Genomic DNA, 16,856 nt, shown 5'->3' on the forward strand with positions numbered 1-16,856 from the left:
AATCAATTAACCCACACTGTGTTCAAGACTAATAGCAAGTAACTTCTGAGCATCAACAGCAAACTCTAACGGTAATTCTGAGAATACGTCTTTGCAGAATCCGTTTACAATCATAGAAATAGCATCATCCTCACTAATTCCTCGCTGCACACAATAAAACAGCTGATCTTCACCTATTCTTGAAGTAGTTGCCTCATGCTCTATTTGAACCGTTGGATTACTCACTTCGACAGTAGGAAACGTATGGGCACCGCATTGATCGCCAATCAACATCGAATCACACTGAGTATAATTTCGTGCGCCTTCCGCCGTTGCGAGTATCTTTACCAAGCCACGGTAAGTGTTGTCGCTTTTACCCGCAGAGATCCCCTTTGATATAATCGTTGACTTGGTATTCTTACCAATATGGATCATCTTGGTGCCGGTATCGGCTTTCTGTGATCCATTAGTCAATGCAACCGAGAAAAACTCACCGACAGAGTTATCACCTTTAAGAATGACACTTGGATATTTCCACGTAATCGCCGAGCCTGTCTCTGACTGTGTCCATGACATCTTACTGTTAGCGCCTTCACACACAGCCCGCTTAGTAACAAAATTTAAAATACCACCAGCAGTACCTTCTTCACCTGCAAACCAATTTTGAACTGTAGAATATTTTACTTCTGCATCTTGGTGGATTATGACTTCAACCACAGCAGCATGTAGCTGATAAGTATCGCGTACAGGTGCTGAACAGCCTTCGATATAACTGATATAAGCACCTTGATCTGCAACTAAAATAGTCCGCTCAAATTGCCCAGTCTTAGCTTGATTTATTCTAAAATAAGTTGATAGCTCACGAGGGCAACGCACGCCTGGTGGAACATAAATAAACGTACCATCAGATGCTACTGCCGCATTCAGTGCCGCAAAAAAGTTATCTTTAGCTGGCACAACAGTGCCTAAATAACGTTGAACCAATTGAGGATATTGCTTAATAGCATCACTGAAAGAACAAAATATAATACCGAGCTCGCTAAGTTCTTGATGATATGTCGTTGCCACAGAAACCGAGTCAAAAATAGCATCGACGGCAATACCTGAGCCTTCATGTACAGGTACGCCTAACTGTTCAAAGGCATCAGCAACTTCTTTGGTTAGAAAGTCATTGTCACTATCTTGCTGATTATCATCATTACACTGACTACAACTTGGCGCTGAATAATAACTATAATCTTGGTAATCCAGCTCAGGATAGGTCGCTTTTAACCAATGCGGCTCGGTCATCGTCTGCCACTGCTTAAAAGCATTTAACCGAAATGCTAACATCCATTCGGGCTCATCTCGACGTGCAGAAATTGCTCGAATAACATCTTCATCAATACCTTTTTCAAGCGTATCACTGGCAATATCGGTATAGAAACCTTCTTTATAACCTTTATGATTCAGTGCCATATCGATATCTTGTTGAATTTCTGGACTATTCATTAACTAAATTCCAAAGCTCTCACCACAACCACATTCTGTTTTAACGTTTGGATTGCGATAAATAAAAGATTGATTTAAACCCTGACGAACAAAATCGATCTCAGTACCATCAAATATGGGTAAAGCACTTAATACGACATAAAAAACACAACCATTAGATTCAAATCGAACATCGTCAGCCTGAGGATTGTCTAGTTGCTCTATAACATAGGCATATCCCGTACACCCTGATGTTTTCACAGAGAAACGAACAACTAATCCAGCTTGTGACAACGTTAAAATCCTTTTCGCGGCAGAGGAAGTTGCCGTAACACCACACCATGTTTCATCTTGCAAAGAAAACTCTTCCACACCTTGATAATGGTTTGTCATTGCTACATCTCCTTGGCAATAAATTCGTTTTAGATAATAATGATTATCAATATCAAATCAACCATGAATAATATATGCCTAATTACAAAAAATACACGATTAACAACATGTGGTAAAAAAAAACCTTGAGAACACAAGATATAGGTGTCAATATGATAATGATTATCGTTCAGATAGTTATTAACATCAATTAGGTGAGACGTAATATGACTATTCTTGTTTATTCCAAACCAAGTTGCATGCAATGTGTTGCAACAAAAAGAGCACTTGATACTCGAGGTATTGATTATCAAAGTATTGATTTAAGCCAAGATGAAAGTGCATTGGAAAAAGTAATTCAGCTTGGATATCGAGAAGCGCCTGTTGTGATCACAGGAACAAAACATTGGAGTGGATTTCGCCCTGATTTAATTGAACAACTATGTGCAAGTTGATCTATTTTTCAAGTCAGTCTGGTAATACTCAGCGCTTTATTGAAAAGCTTAATTTGAACGCAATCCGCTTACCAATAAACGCTGACACAATGCCCCCCACTTCAGAAGAACCTTTTGTTTTGATATGCCCAACCTATGCCGATGGTTATGGGCGTAATGCTGTACCTAAGAGTGTGATTCGATTTTTAAATAACCCTAAAAATAGATCACTACTTAAAGGGATCATTGCACCTGGTAATCGAAATTTTGGTTCATTGTTCGCACAAGCTGGGGATGTGATTGCACAAAAATGTCAAGTTCCAGTGCTTTATCGATTTGAGCTCGCGGGTACGGAGCAGGATGTATTACGCGTTCGGGAAGGACTTAAACGATTTTGGTTAACGTTATGACTAACAACAAAAAAAATGATTCTACTAGTCTCGATTATCACGCATTAAATGCCATGTTAAATTTAGTAGATAATAAGGGTGAAATTCAATTTACGGCAGATAAACAAGCCGTTCGACAATATTTCTTGCAGCACGTAAATAAAAACACATTAATGTTTGATAACTTACGTCAAAAGGTAAATTACTTAACGACTGAACATTATTACGAAACTGCTATTTTTTCAGCTTATTCATGGCCGTTTTTAGAGCAGATTTGGCAAGCTGCATTTAAGGTTAAATTTAGATTTGAAACCTTTCTCGGTGCATATAAATTTTATACATCTTATGCACTCAAAACACGTGATGGTAAACAATACCTCGAACGGTTTGAAGATCGAGTCGTAATGACCGCCCTATTACTTGCTCAAGGTAATGAAACACTTGCAATGCAATTAATGCAAGAAATCATCAATGGTCGCTTTCAGCCAGCAACACCAACATTTACCAATGCCGGTAAATGCAGTCGCGGAGAGTTAATTTCATGTTTTTTACTCAGAATTGAAGACAACATGGAAAGCATTGGTCGTGCCGTTAATTCATCGCTGCAATTGTCACGCCGAGGAGGCGGAGTCGCATTAATGCTATCCAATTTACGTGGCTATGGTGCGCCAATTAAAGGTATTGAAAACCAATCATCCGGTGTAGTGCCAGTTATGAAATTACTCGAAGACAGTTTTTCATACGCTAACCAGCTTGGTGCTCGCCAAGGCGCTGGCGCAGTTTATCTTCACGCTCATCATCCTGATATTCTGCGCTTTCTTGATACTAAACGTGAAAATGCCGATGAAAAAATACGCATTAAAACCTTAAGTTTAGGGGTGGTTATTCCTGATATTACCTTTGAACTTGCGAAAAATAACCAACAGATGTGCCTATTTTCGCCGTATGACATCGAAAAAGTGTATGGGAAACCATTATCGGAAATTTCAATTAGCGAGTTATATCATGAAATGGTCGCTGATGAACGCATAGGTAAAACACAGATCAATGCGCGTCAATTTTTCCAAACACTGGCTGAAGTACAGTTCGAGTCAGGTTATCCTTACATTATGTTTGAAGATACCGTCAATCAAGCTAACCCTATTGATGGTCGTATTTCAATGTCAAATTTATGCTCTGAAATTCTGCAAATTAATGAAGCATCAACCTATAACGATGATCTTAGCTACCAACATCTAGGTGCTGATATTTCATGTAATCTTGGCTCATTAAATATTGCTAAAGCATTGGATGGCAACAACCTTTCACAGTCAGTTGAAATTGCAATTCGTGCTTTAAATGCGGTCTCAGAAATGAGTAACATCAATAGCGTGCCGTCAGTACGTAAAGGCAACGAAGAGAGTCATGCTATCGGATTAGGCCAAATGAATCTGCATGGTTTCCTCGCCCGTGAGCACATTTATTATGGTAGCCAAGAAGCCTTAGACTTTACTAATGTCTATTTTGCAACGGTACTCTATCATTGCCTACGAACATCCAACCAACTCGCGATTGAAAAACAGGCAACATTTAAAGGCTTTCGACAGTCACAGTATGCCAGCGGTCAATTTTTCGATAAATATTTAGCGAATGATTTCTCGGCTAAAACATCACGTATTAAGCAGCTCTTAATCCAATTTAAGATTGATATTCCAACTCAAAAACAGTGGGCACAACTTAAACAATCCGTCATGGTTCATGGCTTATATAATCGTAACTTGCAGGCAATTCCACCTACAGGTTCAATCAGTTATATCAACAATTCAACGGCGTCTATTCATCCGATTATATCGAAAATAGAAATTCGTAAAGAAGCTAAGATTGGTAGAGTTTACTATCCAGCTCCTTATCTAACCAATGACAATCAGCACTTCTATCAAGATGCGTACGAGATCGGTGTGACTGCCATTATTGATACCTATGCCGTTGCCACTCAGCATGTAGATCAAGGCTTATCGTTAACCTTATTTTTTCCAGATACCGCAACTACACGGGATATCAACAAAGCACAAATTTACGCTTGGAAAAACAACATTAAGACTCTGTATTACATTAGATTACGTCAAAAAGCACTGGAAGGTACGCAAGTTGAAGGTTGCGTTTCTTGTAGTTTATAAGGAAAAGTTATCATGAACTCTCAAGCATCTTACCCTCTTGCTCGTGCTATTAACTGGAATCAACTCGAAGATGATAAAGATCTCGAAATATGGAACAGATTAACCGTTAACTTCTGGCTACCTGAAAAAGTCCCGTTATCTAATGACATTGAAAGCTGGTCACAATTAACAGATCACGAACAACAACTGACTATTCGTGTTTTTACTGGGCTAACACTACTCGACACGATACAAAATACTATCGGCGCGCCAACGTTGATACCTGACGCATTAACACCTCACGAAGAAGCGGTTTTAACCAATATTGCCTTTATGGAAGCAGTACATGCACGCAGTTATTCTTCTGTTTTCTCAACCCTATGTACGACGCCACAAATTAATGAGGCCTTTAAGTGGTCGGAAGAAAATGAATTATTACAGCGAAAAGCACATTTGATTTTACAACAATACAATGCGGTCGAATCGCCACTTAAAAAGAAGATTGCCAGTGTCTTTTTAGAAAGCTTTTTGTTTTATTCTGGTTTTTATCTGCCGATGTATTGGTCAAGCCGAGGTAAACTCACTAATACTGCTGATTTGATCCGCTTAATCATTCGTGATGAAGCGATACATGGCTATTACATCGGCTATAAATTCCAGAAAAAATACCAGACACTGACTGAAACAGAACAAGCTGAACTTAAAGACTATGCTTTTTCACTCTTATTTGAGTTATATGATGTTGAATGTAAGTACACTGAAGAGCTTTATAGTAGCGTAGGTTTAGTAGAAGATACCAAGCAGTTTCTCCACTATAACGCCAATAAAGCCCTAATGAATTTAGGCTTTGAACCACTTTTCCCAGATGAACTATGCCAAGTTAACCCAGTGATCATGGCTGCATTATCACCGAACGCTGATGAAAATCATGATTTTTTCTCAGGCTCTGGATCATCCTATGTGATCGGCCAAACTGTTGCGACAGAAGACACTGATTGGGATTTTTAAAACATTATAAATCAATCATATAGAAAAACTACCTATCAATAGGTAGAAATATTGTTTGACGTAAAAAACAAACCACCCTATATTTAAAATCAATGAAGCGAAGCATGAACCATTTAATTAAACTGCTCGCTTCTTTTTTTATCACCACCACCTACCAATCAGTAGGTAGTTAAGTAAAGGGTTACATTATGTTTACTACATCATCAATTGCACTTATCGTTGGCGGTTCATCAGGCATGGGGAAAGCAACCGCTGAACGCTTATTAACCGCAGGGGTTCCTGTAATGATTCTATCGCATAATGCAGAAAATCTTGCCACAGCAAAAGCCGATTTAGAACAACGTACTAGTGGTACTGTTGAAACAGCACAAGTCGATTTATACAACCTTACCGACGTTAACACTTTCATTAATCAGCTGGAAAATGAATCCCGTCATATTGGTTATCTAGTTAACGCCGCTGGTTTTTTTAAACCCGTTAGTTTTCTAGAGCATACAGAAAAAGATTATGATCTTCAGTTAGATATCAACAAATCATTTTTCTTCATTACTCAAGCTGTTGCAAAAAACATGCAGCGGCATGGTAGCGGGTCAATCGTAAATATTGGTTCAATGTGGGCACATCAAGCCATTAAAGCAACACCATCATCAGCTTACTCAATGCAAAAAGCCGCCTTACATGCCTTCACTCGTAATTTAGCGATGGAATTAGCTAACGACAATATTCGAGCAAATGCTGTCGCCCCTGCTGTTGTACTTTCAACTATCTATAAATCATTCATTGCTGAAGATGAAATTGAGTCAGCTTTACAAGGATTTAATGAGTTTCACCCTATTGGGCACATTGGTACGCCCAATGATATCGCAGATGCGATTGAGTTTTTACTATCAGATAAAGCAAAATGGATCACAGGTACTGTACTTGATGTCGATGGTGGTGTAATGGCAGGACGCAATTAATTCGCCTTAAGATAGCCGTCATATTTTGCTCAATAATGGCGATTAATGCATCGCCATTACCTTTCTACTCATAGGTAGAAAAATTGTTATCTTTGGTATTAAATGATAAATTGTGGGTTCTCTTTAAAATGTGAATATCAATTATGAAAGAAATTAATCCGACGGCAGCAAAAATCGCAGATATTGCCGAAAAATATATCCAATGTCGTGGTTTTAATGGTTTTAGTTTTCGTGATATTCAAGACGAGCTGGGTATAAAAACAGCCAGTATTCATTATCATTATAAAACTAAACAAGATTTAGCTATTGTGGTGTTTGAACGTTATCTTGAACGCTATAAAACAGCATTAATTACAATTGAACAACAACAGTTAACTGCTGTAGATAAACTAAAAGCATTAGCCGATATTTTTATTACTGTACGTAATGAAGGTAAACTTTGTTTATGTGGTATGTATGCATCCGATTTTTACTCTCTTACCGATAGTCTAGAAACCCAACTTAATCGATTCGTTACTTTTAATGAACAATGGATAACACAAGTAATAACTGATGGGATAACTAAAGGTGAATTTCCACCACAGTTAGTTGCTTCAGAGGCTGCTCGACTTTATTTTGTATCGCTAGAAGGTTGTATGTTAATTTCACAATTTAAAGACACTAACTATATTCAAACAGTAGTTAACAATTACTTTAATGTTGTTTTAAACACACCTTTTTGAATTTCGATAACTTTTTGAGTTTCGATAAAAAGAAAGAATATTAACTATCAATATTCTTTCCCTACAAAAATTAAATAAATTATATACCTTAAGACACTAATTACTCATCAAGTTATTAATTTATAACACCACAAACAAGCCTAGCCCCACCGCCACCAAGAGGCTTAGGATGATCAGAATGATTATCACCTCCCGCATGGATCATTAAAGCGCGTCCTTTTAAATCAGATAACTTTAATCTAGGCGCTAAAACTGGTTGTTCAACATTGCCTTTCATGTCGACATAAAGTGGAGGTAAATCACCTAGATGGTTGTCGTTTGTCCATGCATAGCCATGTTTATTCGTTTTCATCGGATCATAATGGCCACCAGCCGCACCACCTAAAACAGTTTTACCCATTTTTTCAGACGTACCACATGATGGATTAACGTGAACATGAAAACCATGTATTCCAGCAGGTAGATTTGTAAGGTGAGGTGTAAAAACAACACCATATTTTGTTTGTTCAGCTGAAATAGTGCCTACTATTTTTCCAGTATCAAGATCTGTCATTTTAACTGATAGATCAGCAGCACTCACATTGATGGAAGCTAAAAGTAATGTCGATAATAATATTTTTTTCATTATGTAACATCCTAGTTGTATTTAATTCACGAATAGCTATATCATGAAACAATAATACAACCTAAGAATAAAAACACATATAGCTAATCGATTTTTCCGATTAAGCGAGCGTAAAGATCGCTTATAATTATTCTATTTAAAATAACTTATTAAATATCAATACATCAGGTATATGTCGATTTCTCAACACATACCCTTTTTCATTCGCTATTAATGATATTATCAAATTTAAAAAGTACTTAATATTTTAATTGAGCTTACTTTATTATCGAACCCTGTCGCATTGCCGTCACCGCCTTTTCGAGTATAGAAGCCACCAGTATAATTTGTCCCCTCATAAAAACGCACAGTCCAACCGCTAGGAATATCATAAGAAGACATTCGGTTATCAAAATTATAAATACTCAAATTAGGCTCATCATGAGTAATATTTACTGATGTTCCCATTTGGTTATTACTGCTATAAATTGAGATGCCATTACTTCGGTTAGTATCAATACCGAAAGCCAGTGATGACGCAACACACTGCGCTTCTTTAGCTTTACAAAAAATACTATTTTCACCTTGAGATTTTTCACAGCGTTGTTTTACCTTATAACGCGCAATATCCTCAGTGATACCAACATCAGCAAAAACATCACGGAATGGTTGCAGAGTGCAAACATAAACTCGACTACTATTACCACCATTATTGTTATTAAGATTATTTACATTTTTAAACTCAACATGTAAACCGGCTTGTGAAGCAGTACTGAAACCTAAAAGAGTGGTTAAAAAGATTATTTTTTTCATGACTACTTATCTACCGTAGTAAACAATATTACTACTACAAAGGGTTAGTGTATTTACTGCATAATAGCAGTAATTATCACCTTTGAATATAATACACTGTACAAATATTTCAATTTGGAATAAAAAACAACCACTTTAGAATGTTTGATCTATTTTATATAATCGCCATGATGGGTATTACTTTAAATAGCTTCATGTTTAATAATCATATATAAAATTGTTGATAGGCTGATTACAAATAAGCACGTTCAATGGTCATACAGATATAATGTGTATTCTTATGTAGCATACGACATTAAGAAAAGACCAAGCGACATGTTAAAAATAGTTTTCTATTGGCTTAAAAAATTTATTAAAGATCCATTTTCTCATTTCCTAATTGCAGGTGCGATCCTGTTTATTTGCTATTCGTTCTATCATTCAGGTCCGTCTTTAAATGAAGTGATAATCACACCATCTCAAATCACTCAACAAAAACGAGACGACACAACGTACTTTGGCAGTGCACCCTCACACGCAATGTTAAACAACGATATAAATCAGGTTATCTTGCAACGCATTCTATCTCAAGAAGCGCTAAAGCTCGGGTTAGAGAAAGGCGATCCAAATCTTAATGCAATGCTAATGCAACGATTCATTTCTTACACGACTCAAATTGCAAAAATTAATGCTGCAGATACCAAACTATTGCACAGCTATTACTTAACACATCGTCAAAACTACCGCTATCCAGATATGTATTCTCTATGCTATCACTTTCTATCATCACAAAAGGAAGCACATCCAGTTACAGCTCCAATTTCTTACCAGTGTTTAAGCAATATAACTAAAAAAGCATTACTCACTAAACTTGGTAATTCAATAATAACCACATTAAATATGATCACACCTAAAAAATGGTCAAATCCAGTAAGTACTCCGTTTGGTCCAATTACGGTTAAATTAATCCAACACAAAAAAGCAGGAATTCTGAGTTTTAAAGATGCGAAATCTCTCTTAACTAACGACTACACCAATGATGTTATAGATAAAAAAATAGCCGACGTAATAAAAGAATACCGCATTCAGCTTCCAACTAACTCTGGCATTAACGTAACAACAAAGACCTTACTTAAAAATGTATAAGAACAACGTTTACACTGCCCTATGCGCGGTTATATATATAGCATTTAGTTTGATATGGAGTCCGCAAGTACAGGCACATCCCTATCAACCTGCTGTTGGATTAATCAGCCAAATAAATAACTATCAATATGAATTAACCCTCAAACTGCCTGTGGTTGCTGGAGAGCACACAAATATTACGCCAAAACTTCCCCATGGTGGAAAAATTCATCTATTAAGCTCTCAAAATAGTCTTGATGGTTTTGGTATGGATCTGCACCGTTATTTATTGGTATTTCCGCCTCAAGATACAACGCCAGATATTGAATTCCAAGGATTAAACAATATCCAGCTCCTGACTCAAGTCACCAAAAAAAATGGTCAAATAAACACATTAGAACTTTATAAGGGTCATAATAACTTACGACTAGCGGGAAAAGTCAGCACTTGGTCTACCGTGAAACTATTTGTAACGTTAGGCATAACCCATATATTAACAGGCATCGACCACCTTATGTTTGTCGCTGGCCTACTGCTCTTTACCCGTGATTTTCGTACCTTCTTAAAGGCCATCACTTGCTTTACATTGGCACACAGTATTACGTTAAGCCTGTCGGCACTCAATTTCATTCATGTACCCGAACCGCCAGTTGAAGCAGGCATCGCATTGAGTATCTTGTTTTTATGCTATGAGTTAACTCGACCTAACAATAAAGAACAACCGACATTAAGCCGACGATTCCCGTGGATAATATCGTTTTCATTTGGACTCTTGCATGGCTTAGGCTTTGCAAGCGCACTTAAAGAGGCAGGACTGCAACAAACCAGTATTCCTTTAGCACTCGCATGTTTTAATGTCGGCGTTGAAATCGGACAGCTCATCTTTCTGAGTATACTGCTGACGTTACTCAAAATTTGCTCAAAAATCGCATTTTTTCAAAAGAGTATATTCCGGCAAGTACCGCTATACATCATGGGGATTATGGCTTCATTCTGGTTTATTCAGCGGGTTTACATCGTCTTTCACTAAATCTGATATGGCTAAAACGCCATTAATTAGCTCGCAATGATAGCAAATAAAGCAGGCTAACCTTAACCAACGAAAACTATTAAGCAATTGAATATATTAATATTTAAAACAACAAATCATTAATCGTAATCAAACATTTTATTTTTATCTGTGGTCAACGGCGCTATGGCTATGATAGTCATAGCACTCTAAAAATAAAATAACAGTCAATCAGCTAAGGAAGTTATATGTATATTGCAATGAACCGCTTTAAAATTCGTTTAGGCTCTGAACAAGAATTTATTGATATCTGGAAAAATCGCGAAACTTATCTCGATACTGTCCCTGGTTTCCAATCCTTTAATTTACTGCAAGGCGCATCGAATGATGAATATACATTGTTCGCATCTCATTCAGTATGGGACTCTCGCCAAGCATTTGAAGGTTGGACTCAGTCAGAACAATTCCGCAAAGCCCATGCGAATGCGCGTGGTAACAAAGAAATCTATTTAGGCGCTCCAAACTTCGAGGGTTTTGAAACCTGCCTTTAATCTCTAAAGAACTTGTAAATCAATGCCCAAATACTTTATATACAAAGTATTTGGGTTATTGTGGGTAGGGTTACTACGACTTAACGAGTAGCTTAAATTTAGCCATTAGCTAACAATGAATAATAGGAATATCGCTCCATCTTGTTAATACGTTGCGAAGCTGTTTAGATTCAAATCGCTCACCAATAAGCTTTGTCCCTTGACTGGCCAAAAACATAGTTCTACGACCAAACTTAGTATTAAGCCCGTCTAATGCCTCCATTAATCGTTCATCATGTTTAGGAGCAAAGAGATCCGCTTGTTCAAACCTCGCATCCGTTAATGATATAGCCCCCACTCCAAACTTATAGATTGGTATAAATGCACCATTAGGAAGCAATTGCGGCATGTGTTCGGCTAATAACTTTAAAAAACAGATCGTGTCATTGCTTGGGTAATCGAGTGTAATATTAATGCTTGCTGAATGTCGATATTGGTCGTAAGTACTTGTACTACAAAAATATTGGATAGTTTTAATATTTGATTGCTGCTTTCTCGCCTTTTCACACACCTCATGAATATGAAAACTGATCGCCTGCTGTAAGTCCTGAGCATTATGGATTCGGTCACGTTTTGAACGGCTAGAAAATATCTGCTGTTTAGGCTCAGGAAGTTGTCGCCAGCTCAATATCTTATCACCATGTAATTCGCGAATAAGGGCAACCATCGGCTTACCAAAATCACGTTGTATTTTCTTTAAATCCATCTGCTTAAGTTGCAATGCTGTATTAATCCCTATGGCTTGTAGTTTAGTAGTAGACGCCTTACCCACTCCCCACAACTCACCCACAGGCATAATATCTAACACCTTATCAATCTGTTCTATATTATCTAACACGCAGATCCCTTTATAACCAGGAACCTTCTTCGCGCACCAACTCGCTACCTTAGCTAAAGTACAATTCAGACTGGCTGCAGCGCCGATAGGTAACCGCGTTTCCTTATACACTTGTCGTCGTAAATCAGTCATGAACTGAAGGGGGTCAGGAATACCAGAAATATCAGCAAAGCATTCATCAATACTATAAACATGAGAAATTGGTAAAGCACGTTCTAAGATAGTATGCATACATCGAGATAAGCCACCAAACAGATTGAAGTTAGCATCAACAACGGCGACATTATTCTGCTCAATAATGGTCTTATATTCAAAAATAGGCCCAAACTTCTTAATACCTAAATCTGTCGCTCGTCGACTGGCCGCAATAATAATTCCATCTTTACCACTTAGAACGACTACTGGCCTTTCGCGTAATTCTGGCTGATAGACAGCAGCACAACTTGCATAAAAACGTGTTCCATCAAAAATAGCGATAAGGCTCATTGCAGTAATGCCCTAAAAAGAATCACGGTTTTAGTTACTACCCCCTCCACAGAAAATGGCCGTTGAATCGGCATTGAAATGCCATACCCATCTTCTAAAGTACCTTCAGAGAAGTTTAATCGCCGACAATAGAACGTACTTTTCTGATAAACAACGGCAATATCCCCATCTTTATAATCAACATGACGTTCAATAACGTTTAACGATCCATTGGGGATACCGAGAGGCAGCATATTATTACCCACAGCCTGACTAATAAAGCTGGTTTCAGGACTGGCTATCAACAAAGAATTAAGGCTTTTACTTAAATCCACAATATTGAGATCAGGTAACACTGATTTACCTCGGTGGAACTTAATAATTGCAATTAATACACCAAGCATCAGCATATCTTCATTCCAAACAACCTTATCTAGCGGAATTAAGCACTGCTCAGCATTAAGTTCAATCAGTATGACATCGCCTTTTTCTGGGTGAAGAGAAGCATCGACGATAGCCCAGTCGTTACGGTGTAACAAGTTATAACGATCAAACTCTGTTTTAGTGTAAATAAATGTTGATGCCGGATGATGAATAATGTCACCAAGATCGAGCGGATATTCAAGATAGGCCTTAGATTGGTTTTCAAACCCAGTAAATGCTGACACGTTAACCACTGGTTGTTTATACAGGTTTTTTATAATATCACAGTAATGCGGACTCAGAAACGGTAATCATCACGCTGATGACTTCCACTTAATAAGGGGAATACAACAAGATAAACAGACGTAGCTAGGGTTATTAACAAAAGGCACAACCACCGTTTTTCATCCCCTATTCGCAGACCATAAACGGTGGTATTACTCATTCACTTTATTAATACTTTTTGTTCCATAAACACCGAATCTCATTTCTATTTTTTGATACATCTTAACCATTCGTTTTAATACCATAATCATTAAGTGTAACGGTCCTACCACTCTATTATTTACCAACAAAAGAATATGGATTCACTTCTTGAAAGAGTCATGACCTTACGCAAAAAGCACGCAACAACCGCAACTATAAAATTGGATACCACCCACTTCGTTTTCTATATAATCATCGTTACAACAATATTTAAGCTTTATTAAAAATAGCCACCACATATATCCACCTAAACTTGTTAAATAATAGTTATATTTAAACAATCATTAACATAGACGCTATCTTATATATCTAATTTTGTGATAACTATTGAATAATTAGACTGTTAGCGTAAATTATTCGCATAAATATTGTGTATAGCACTGCAATTCTTACATCCACAGTAAATGACGTTGAGCCCGTTAAGCAGCTGATTAAGGTGTGATTGACTCATTATAAACGCATCATTGGAAGCTACCCTAGACTCTACAGTCTGATCACTGTCAATGATTATCATGATTTTATAACTCAATCGTCGTTAAGCAATCGCCATGAAAGTGCATATGTTTAAGCGCCTATATAAAAAAGGCCGCTATTATTAGCGACCTTTTAATATTCTGTCCAAATTTTGGATTTTTTCATCATAACGCTATAGCGGCATTATTAACCCAAGAGTTATTTTCTTTTGTTGCTAATAGTTTACCAACAATATCTCTTAATTCTATTTTAACAGTAAAGAATGGAGCAAAAGAAGATGATGATATTTTTGCTCCTCTTAAACCATTCATAAATACAGTTTCTGACTTTATTATTTTATTAGCGTCATCAAAGTACATTATATTATATGCTGACATTTATATTTCTCATTTAAAAATTAAAAAGTTACTAATTAAATTATCACTATTATTCCATTAACGAATAAAATAATAATATTAGTATTTTTATCACGTTATTTTATTAAGCTGCCGATGCAGGTTAATATAATTAATTTCGAGGTATCAATAGACAAAAAACAAATCCCACAAGAGATCTTTAGGTCGTTTTTTGACCTTCAGTCAATGCCTTAAAGCCTTCTGAAACGGTAGCTAGAAAGTGAACAAATACGTCAACACCACCATTGTCTTGACTCAGAAAACTAAAACCTTTCTCTTCATTAAACCATTTTACTAAACCCAGTGTTTTATTAGACATAATTTGCCCTTATATGAAAATCCATAAATTTATCGTGAAAAATATCAATTTACTAAGCGCTGAATTATTGAATATGACTAAGAAGTTAAGGGAAACACAGAGGATGGCAACAATAACGAAGATATTCTGAGGGTTCTACTTTTACTTAATGTTTCATTAATCACTCTGAACAACAGAGCCGTTACACTAGAACACTTAAATTAGAATATGTACAGGCTTATTTCATCAAACAGCAAAGATAAATCATCACATATGATTTTATGATTAATCCTTTTTTCTATGCGAAATAATATTTATTTTTATATCTATTATCTAAATTACCTGTAGAATAGCCTTGGTTTAGACAACAAACTATTAATTAAATATTTAATCGAAAAGCCTCTCAGTTTCTTTTCTATTTAACTCACCTACCCTGCGATAGTTTTTTCTTCATTATTAATTTAGATTTTTGTCTTTGCACCAACCTTATAATATAACGAGACTATTATGCGTAAACCTGGACGAAAAATCGGAAAAAAAATAAGAAAAAATGCTTTTGAAGATCGATTTGCTCTCATCGTAGAAGACTACAATAAAGCCAAAGAAATACTAGATTCTTTGATTGTAGGAACAGCAGAATACGATAAACAAAAGAAAGAATGTAATCACCTTTTCGCACACGCAGAGCGTTGTATAAATTCTGGAAAATAATAAAAACTTAATTATTCCTCACAAGATTAGCTCCCCTATTTATCCCCTTGTGGCATTTCAACATTAGACTGATTTTTTAACTTTTTTGAGTCCCCATACCATGAAATTAATGACTTTCCGATCTGAATGTATTTGCGGCACAGCGACTATCCCAGCCCTTCTGTCAAAGTTAGGTGTAAAGATCCACAAAGCAAAAGCAGTAAATGATCATTCAGCTGAGACTAAATGCCACAAATGGGAAATGGATGTTTACACAATAGAAGTACAAGATAACCACACCTTGGAAAGCTTACGTGAACTAATGGCGAGAGTAATTGAGCAAGAAGGTATGTTCTTAGATATGCACAAATGCTACCAGACATTAAATCTTGGTACATCTCCAAGTGAAATCTATCAATAGATAGAGCTATCTATTGAAATTAAACATAATTACCTCTTATCGGTTGGTCGACTCACAATCTCATCCTATAAAACAAGTCTATAAGTTTCACTCATTCTACAAATCATCTTTGGGCTTTCGTAAAGGTCGGCTCAAAATGATAGCCCAGATAACATAGAAATATTTAAGGACAATTAATGATTACCATTAACTTTCGCCTACCACACGGTAATACAGAAAACTTTGAACAGAAGTTTGTTGCTTATACAAAGGCTGGAGCTTTTCTTCAAGACGAAGATGGCGAAAACAAGGTAATAATACCTGCTTATAACGTGCTATCGGTAACTCTGAAGTACGGCGATCTAAATACGCAACTGAAAAAGGATCTGAAGTCAGCAGAACCAACAAAGATTGAGGATTACAAAGACTCAACTAAGCTAATGGAAGCTCTCCTTAAAACGAATAAAGAAGAATAACGAACCTTAGTGATGGCATGTAAACCTTCCATCGCTAATTTTTTCAATACACATTATTTCTATACAGCCCCGCCTCATTAAACTTAAACGCATTTCTTGCTGCTTCACTATTTCTACAATACTTACGTCATACTATTCGATATCACCAGTAATTAATTAAAAGAAAATACGCTATTTCAATACTATGATTAATGCAGTAATTATCCATGTGCAAAGTAAATATCCCTTTAAATAGATATAGCAATATCAGATATTAAGTTTACATTATCTATGCTATGCAGCATGCTTATGTTTGATTTCTAACCTTTACTTTAATGGATCTG

Annotated in this window: 20 protein-coding genes; 12 read left to right on the top strand and 8 right to left on the bottom strand. The window is 36.5% G+C overall.

All coding sequences use genetic code 11. The features are described 5' to 3' along the window. Positions 1–6: 6 nt before the first annotated feature. Together sufB and C0W29_RS00885 are read right to left on the bottom strand one after the other, a co-directional pair. Complete coding sequence (gene sufB / locus C0W29_RS00880; RefSeq protein ID WP_045044501.1) at positions 7–1,470, bottom strand: Fe-S cluster assembly protein SufB; 1,464 nt, start codon at positions 1,468–1,470, stop codon at positions 7–9. Between the two features lie 3 nt (positions 1,471–1,473). Beyond that, on the bottom strand, positions 1,474–1,842 hold the full coding sequence (locus C0W29_RS00885; RefSeq protein ID WP_045041981.1) for an iron-sulfur cluster assembly accessory protein: 369 nt from the start codon (positions 1,840–1,842) through the stop codon (positions 1,474–1,476). 206 nt (positions 1,843–2,048) lie between these two features. On the opposite strand from C0W29_RS00885, the gene nrdH reads away from it, so the two are divergent. The 6 genes from nrdH to C0W29_RS00915 all read left to right on the top strand — a co-directional run bounded on the left by nrdH (position 2,049) and on the right by C0W29_RS00915 (position 7,468). Continuing rightward, the gene (nrdH, locus tag C0W29_RS00890; protein ID WP_036794591.1) at positions 2,049–2,276 is read left to right on the top strand and encodes a glutaredoxin-like protein NrdH; all 228 of its coding nucleotides are present in this window, start codon (positions 2,049–2,051) and stop codon (positions 2,274–2,276) included. After that, on the top strand, positions 2,264–2,665 hold the full coding sequence (nrdI, locus tag C0W29_RS00895) for a class Ib ribonucleoside-diphosphate reductase assembly flavoprotein NrdI (RefSeq protein WP_036794588.1): 402 nt from the start codon (positions 2,264–2,266) through the stop codon (positions 2,663–2,665). The genes nrdH and nrdI overlap by 13 nt, the downstream gene beginning before the upstream one ends. Next, on the top strand, positions 2,662–4,800 hold the full coding sequence (nrdE, locus tag C0W29_RS00900) for a class 1b ribonucleoside-diphosphate reductase subunit alpha (RefSeq protein WP_045041980.1): 2,139 nt from the start codon (positions 2,662–2,664) through the stop codon (positions 4,798–4,800). Before nrdI ends, nrdE begins: the two co-directional genes overlap by 4 nt. Before the next feature lie 12 nt (positions 4,801–4,812). Beyond that, positions 4,813–5,787, top strand: coding sequence for a class 1b ribonucleoside-diphosphate reductase subunit beta (gene nrdF, locus C0W29_RS00905; RefSeq protein ID WP_045044500.1), 975 nt, complete (start codon positions 4,813–4,815; stop codon positions 5,785–5,787). 188 nt (positions 5,788–5,975) lie between these two features. Next, on the top strand, positions 5,976–6,746 hold the full coding sequence (locus C0W29_RS00910) for an SDR family NAD(P)-dependent oxidoreductase (RefSeq protein WP_045044499.1): 771 nt from the start codon (positions 5,976–5,978) through the stop codon (positions 6,744–6,746). Positions 6,747–6,889: 143 nt separating this feature from the next. After that, complete coding sequence (locus C0W29_RS00915; protein WP_045041977.1) at positions 6,890–7,468, top strand: TetR/AcrR family transcriptional regulator; 579 nt, start codon at positions 6,890–6,892, stop codon at positions 7,466–7,468. A gap of 115 nt (positions 7,469–7,583) precedes the next feature. On the opposite strand, the gene C0W29_RS00920 is transcribed toward C0W29_RS00915, so the two are convergent. After that, entirely contained in the window at positions 7,584–8,093 is a 510-nt protein-coding gene (locus tag C0W29_RS00920) for a superoxide dismutase family protein (protein ID WP_107174214.1), read from the bottom strand. Between the two features lie 228 nt (positions 8,094–8,321). Beyond that, positions 8,322–8,885: a beta/gamma crystallin-related protein gene (locus C0W29_RS00925; RefSeq protein WP_045041976.1), complete on the bottom strand. Its 564-nt coding sequence runs from the start codon at positions 8,883–8,885 to the stop codon at positions 8,322–8,324. Between the two features lie 315 nt (positions 8,886–9,200). Here C0W29_RS00925 and C0W29_RS00930 point away from each other — a divergent pair, with 315 nt between their 5' ends. The 3 genes from C0W29_RS00930 (at position 9,201) to C0W29_RS00940 (ending at position 11,549) form a co-directional block, all read left to right on the top strand. Continuing rightward, entirely contained in the window at positions 9,201–10,010 is an 810-nt protein-coding gene (locus C0W29_RS00930; protein WP_107174215.1) for a peptidyl-prolyl cis-trans isomerase, read from the top strand. After that, positions 10,003–11,019 (top strand): HupE/UreJ family protein, encoded by a 1,017-nt coding sequence (locus C0W29_RS00935; protein ID WP_045041974.1) that lies wholly within the window; start codon positions 10,003–10,005, stop codon positions 11,017–11,019. The genes C0W29_RS00930 and C0W29_RS00935 overlap by 8 nt, the downstream gene beginning before the upstream one ends. Positions 11,020–11,246: 227 nt before the next feature. Then, positions 11,247–11,549 carry an antibiotic biosynthesis monooxygenase family protein gene (locus C0W29_RS00940; protein WP_036794569.1) on the top strand — a complete coding sequence of 101 codons (303 nt, stop codon included), beginning with the start codon at positions 11,247–11,249 and terminating at the stop codon, positions 11,547–11,549. Positions 11,550–11,658: 109 nt separating this feature from the next. Here C0W29_RS00940 and C0W29_RS00945 read toward each other — a convergent pair whose 3' ends face one another. The 4 genes from C0W29_RS00945 to C0W29_RS00960 all read right to left on the bottom strand — a co-directional run bounded on the left by C0W29_RS00945 (position 11,659) and on the right by C0W29_RS00960 (position 14,988). After that, positions 11,659–12,912 (bottom strand): Y-family DNA polymerase, encoded by a 1,254-nt coding sequence (locus tag C0W29_RS00945; RefSeq protein WP_036794567.1) that lies wholly within the window; start codon positions 12,910–12,912, stop codon positions 11,659–11,661. Beyond that, a complete protein-coding gene (locus C0W29_RS00950; RefSeq protein ID WP_045044498.1) occupies positions 12,909–13,559 on the bottom strand; it encodes a S24 family peptidase in 651 nt (216 codons plus the stop codon). Before C0W29_RS00950 ends, C0W29_RS00945 begins: the two co-directional genes overlap by 4 nt. 879 nt (positions 13,560–14,438) lie before the next feature. Next, entirely contained in the window at positions 14,439–14,651 is a 213-nt protein-coding gene (locus C0W29_RS00955; RefSeq protein ID WP_045041971.1) for a hypothetical protein, read from the bottom strand. A gap of 178 nt (positions 14,652–14,829) precedes the next feature. Next, entirely contained in the window at positions 14,830–14,988 is a 159-nt protein-coding gene (locus C0W29_RS00960; protein ID WP_045044497.1) for a cold shock domain-containing protein, read from the bottom strand. A 486-nt stretch (positions 14,989–15,474) separates the two neighbouring features. On the opposite strand from C0W29_RS00960, the gene C0W29_RS00965 reads away from it, so the two are divergent. From C0W29_RS00965 to C0W29_RS00975, 3 genes are all read left to right on the top strand, one after another. After that, positions 15,475–15,678, top strand: coding sequence for a hypothetical protein (locus C0W29_RS00965; protein ID WP_045044496.1), 204 nt, complete (start codon positions 15,475–15,477; stop codon positions 15,676–15,678). 109 nt (positions 15,679–15,787) lie between these two features. Beyond that, positions 15,788–16,078, top strand: a complete 291-nt coding sequence (locus C0W29_RS00970; RefSeq protein WP_235868988.1) for a hypothetical protein — start codon at positions 15,788–15,790, stop codon at positions 16,076–16,078. A 176-nt stretch (positions 16,079–16,254) separates the two neighbouring features. Next, complete coding sequence (locus C0W29_RS00975; RefSeq protein WP_045041968.1) at positions 16,255–16,533, top strand: hypothetical protein; 279 nt, start codon at positions 16,255–16,257, stop codon at positions 16,531–16,533. Positions 16,534–16,856: the final 323 nt, after the last annotated feature.

The sequence above is a fragment of the Photobacterium kishitanii genome, from assembly GCF_003026355.1.
GTDB lineage: Bacteria > Pseudomonadota > Gammaproteobacteria > Enterobacterales > Vibrionaceae > Photobacterium > Photobacterium kishitanii.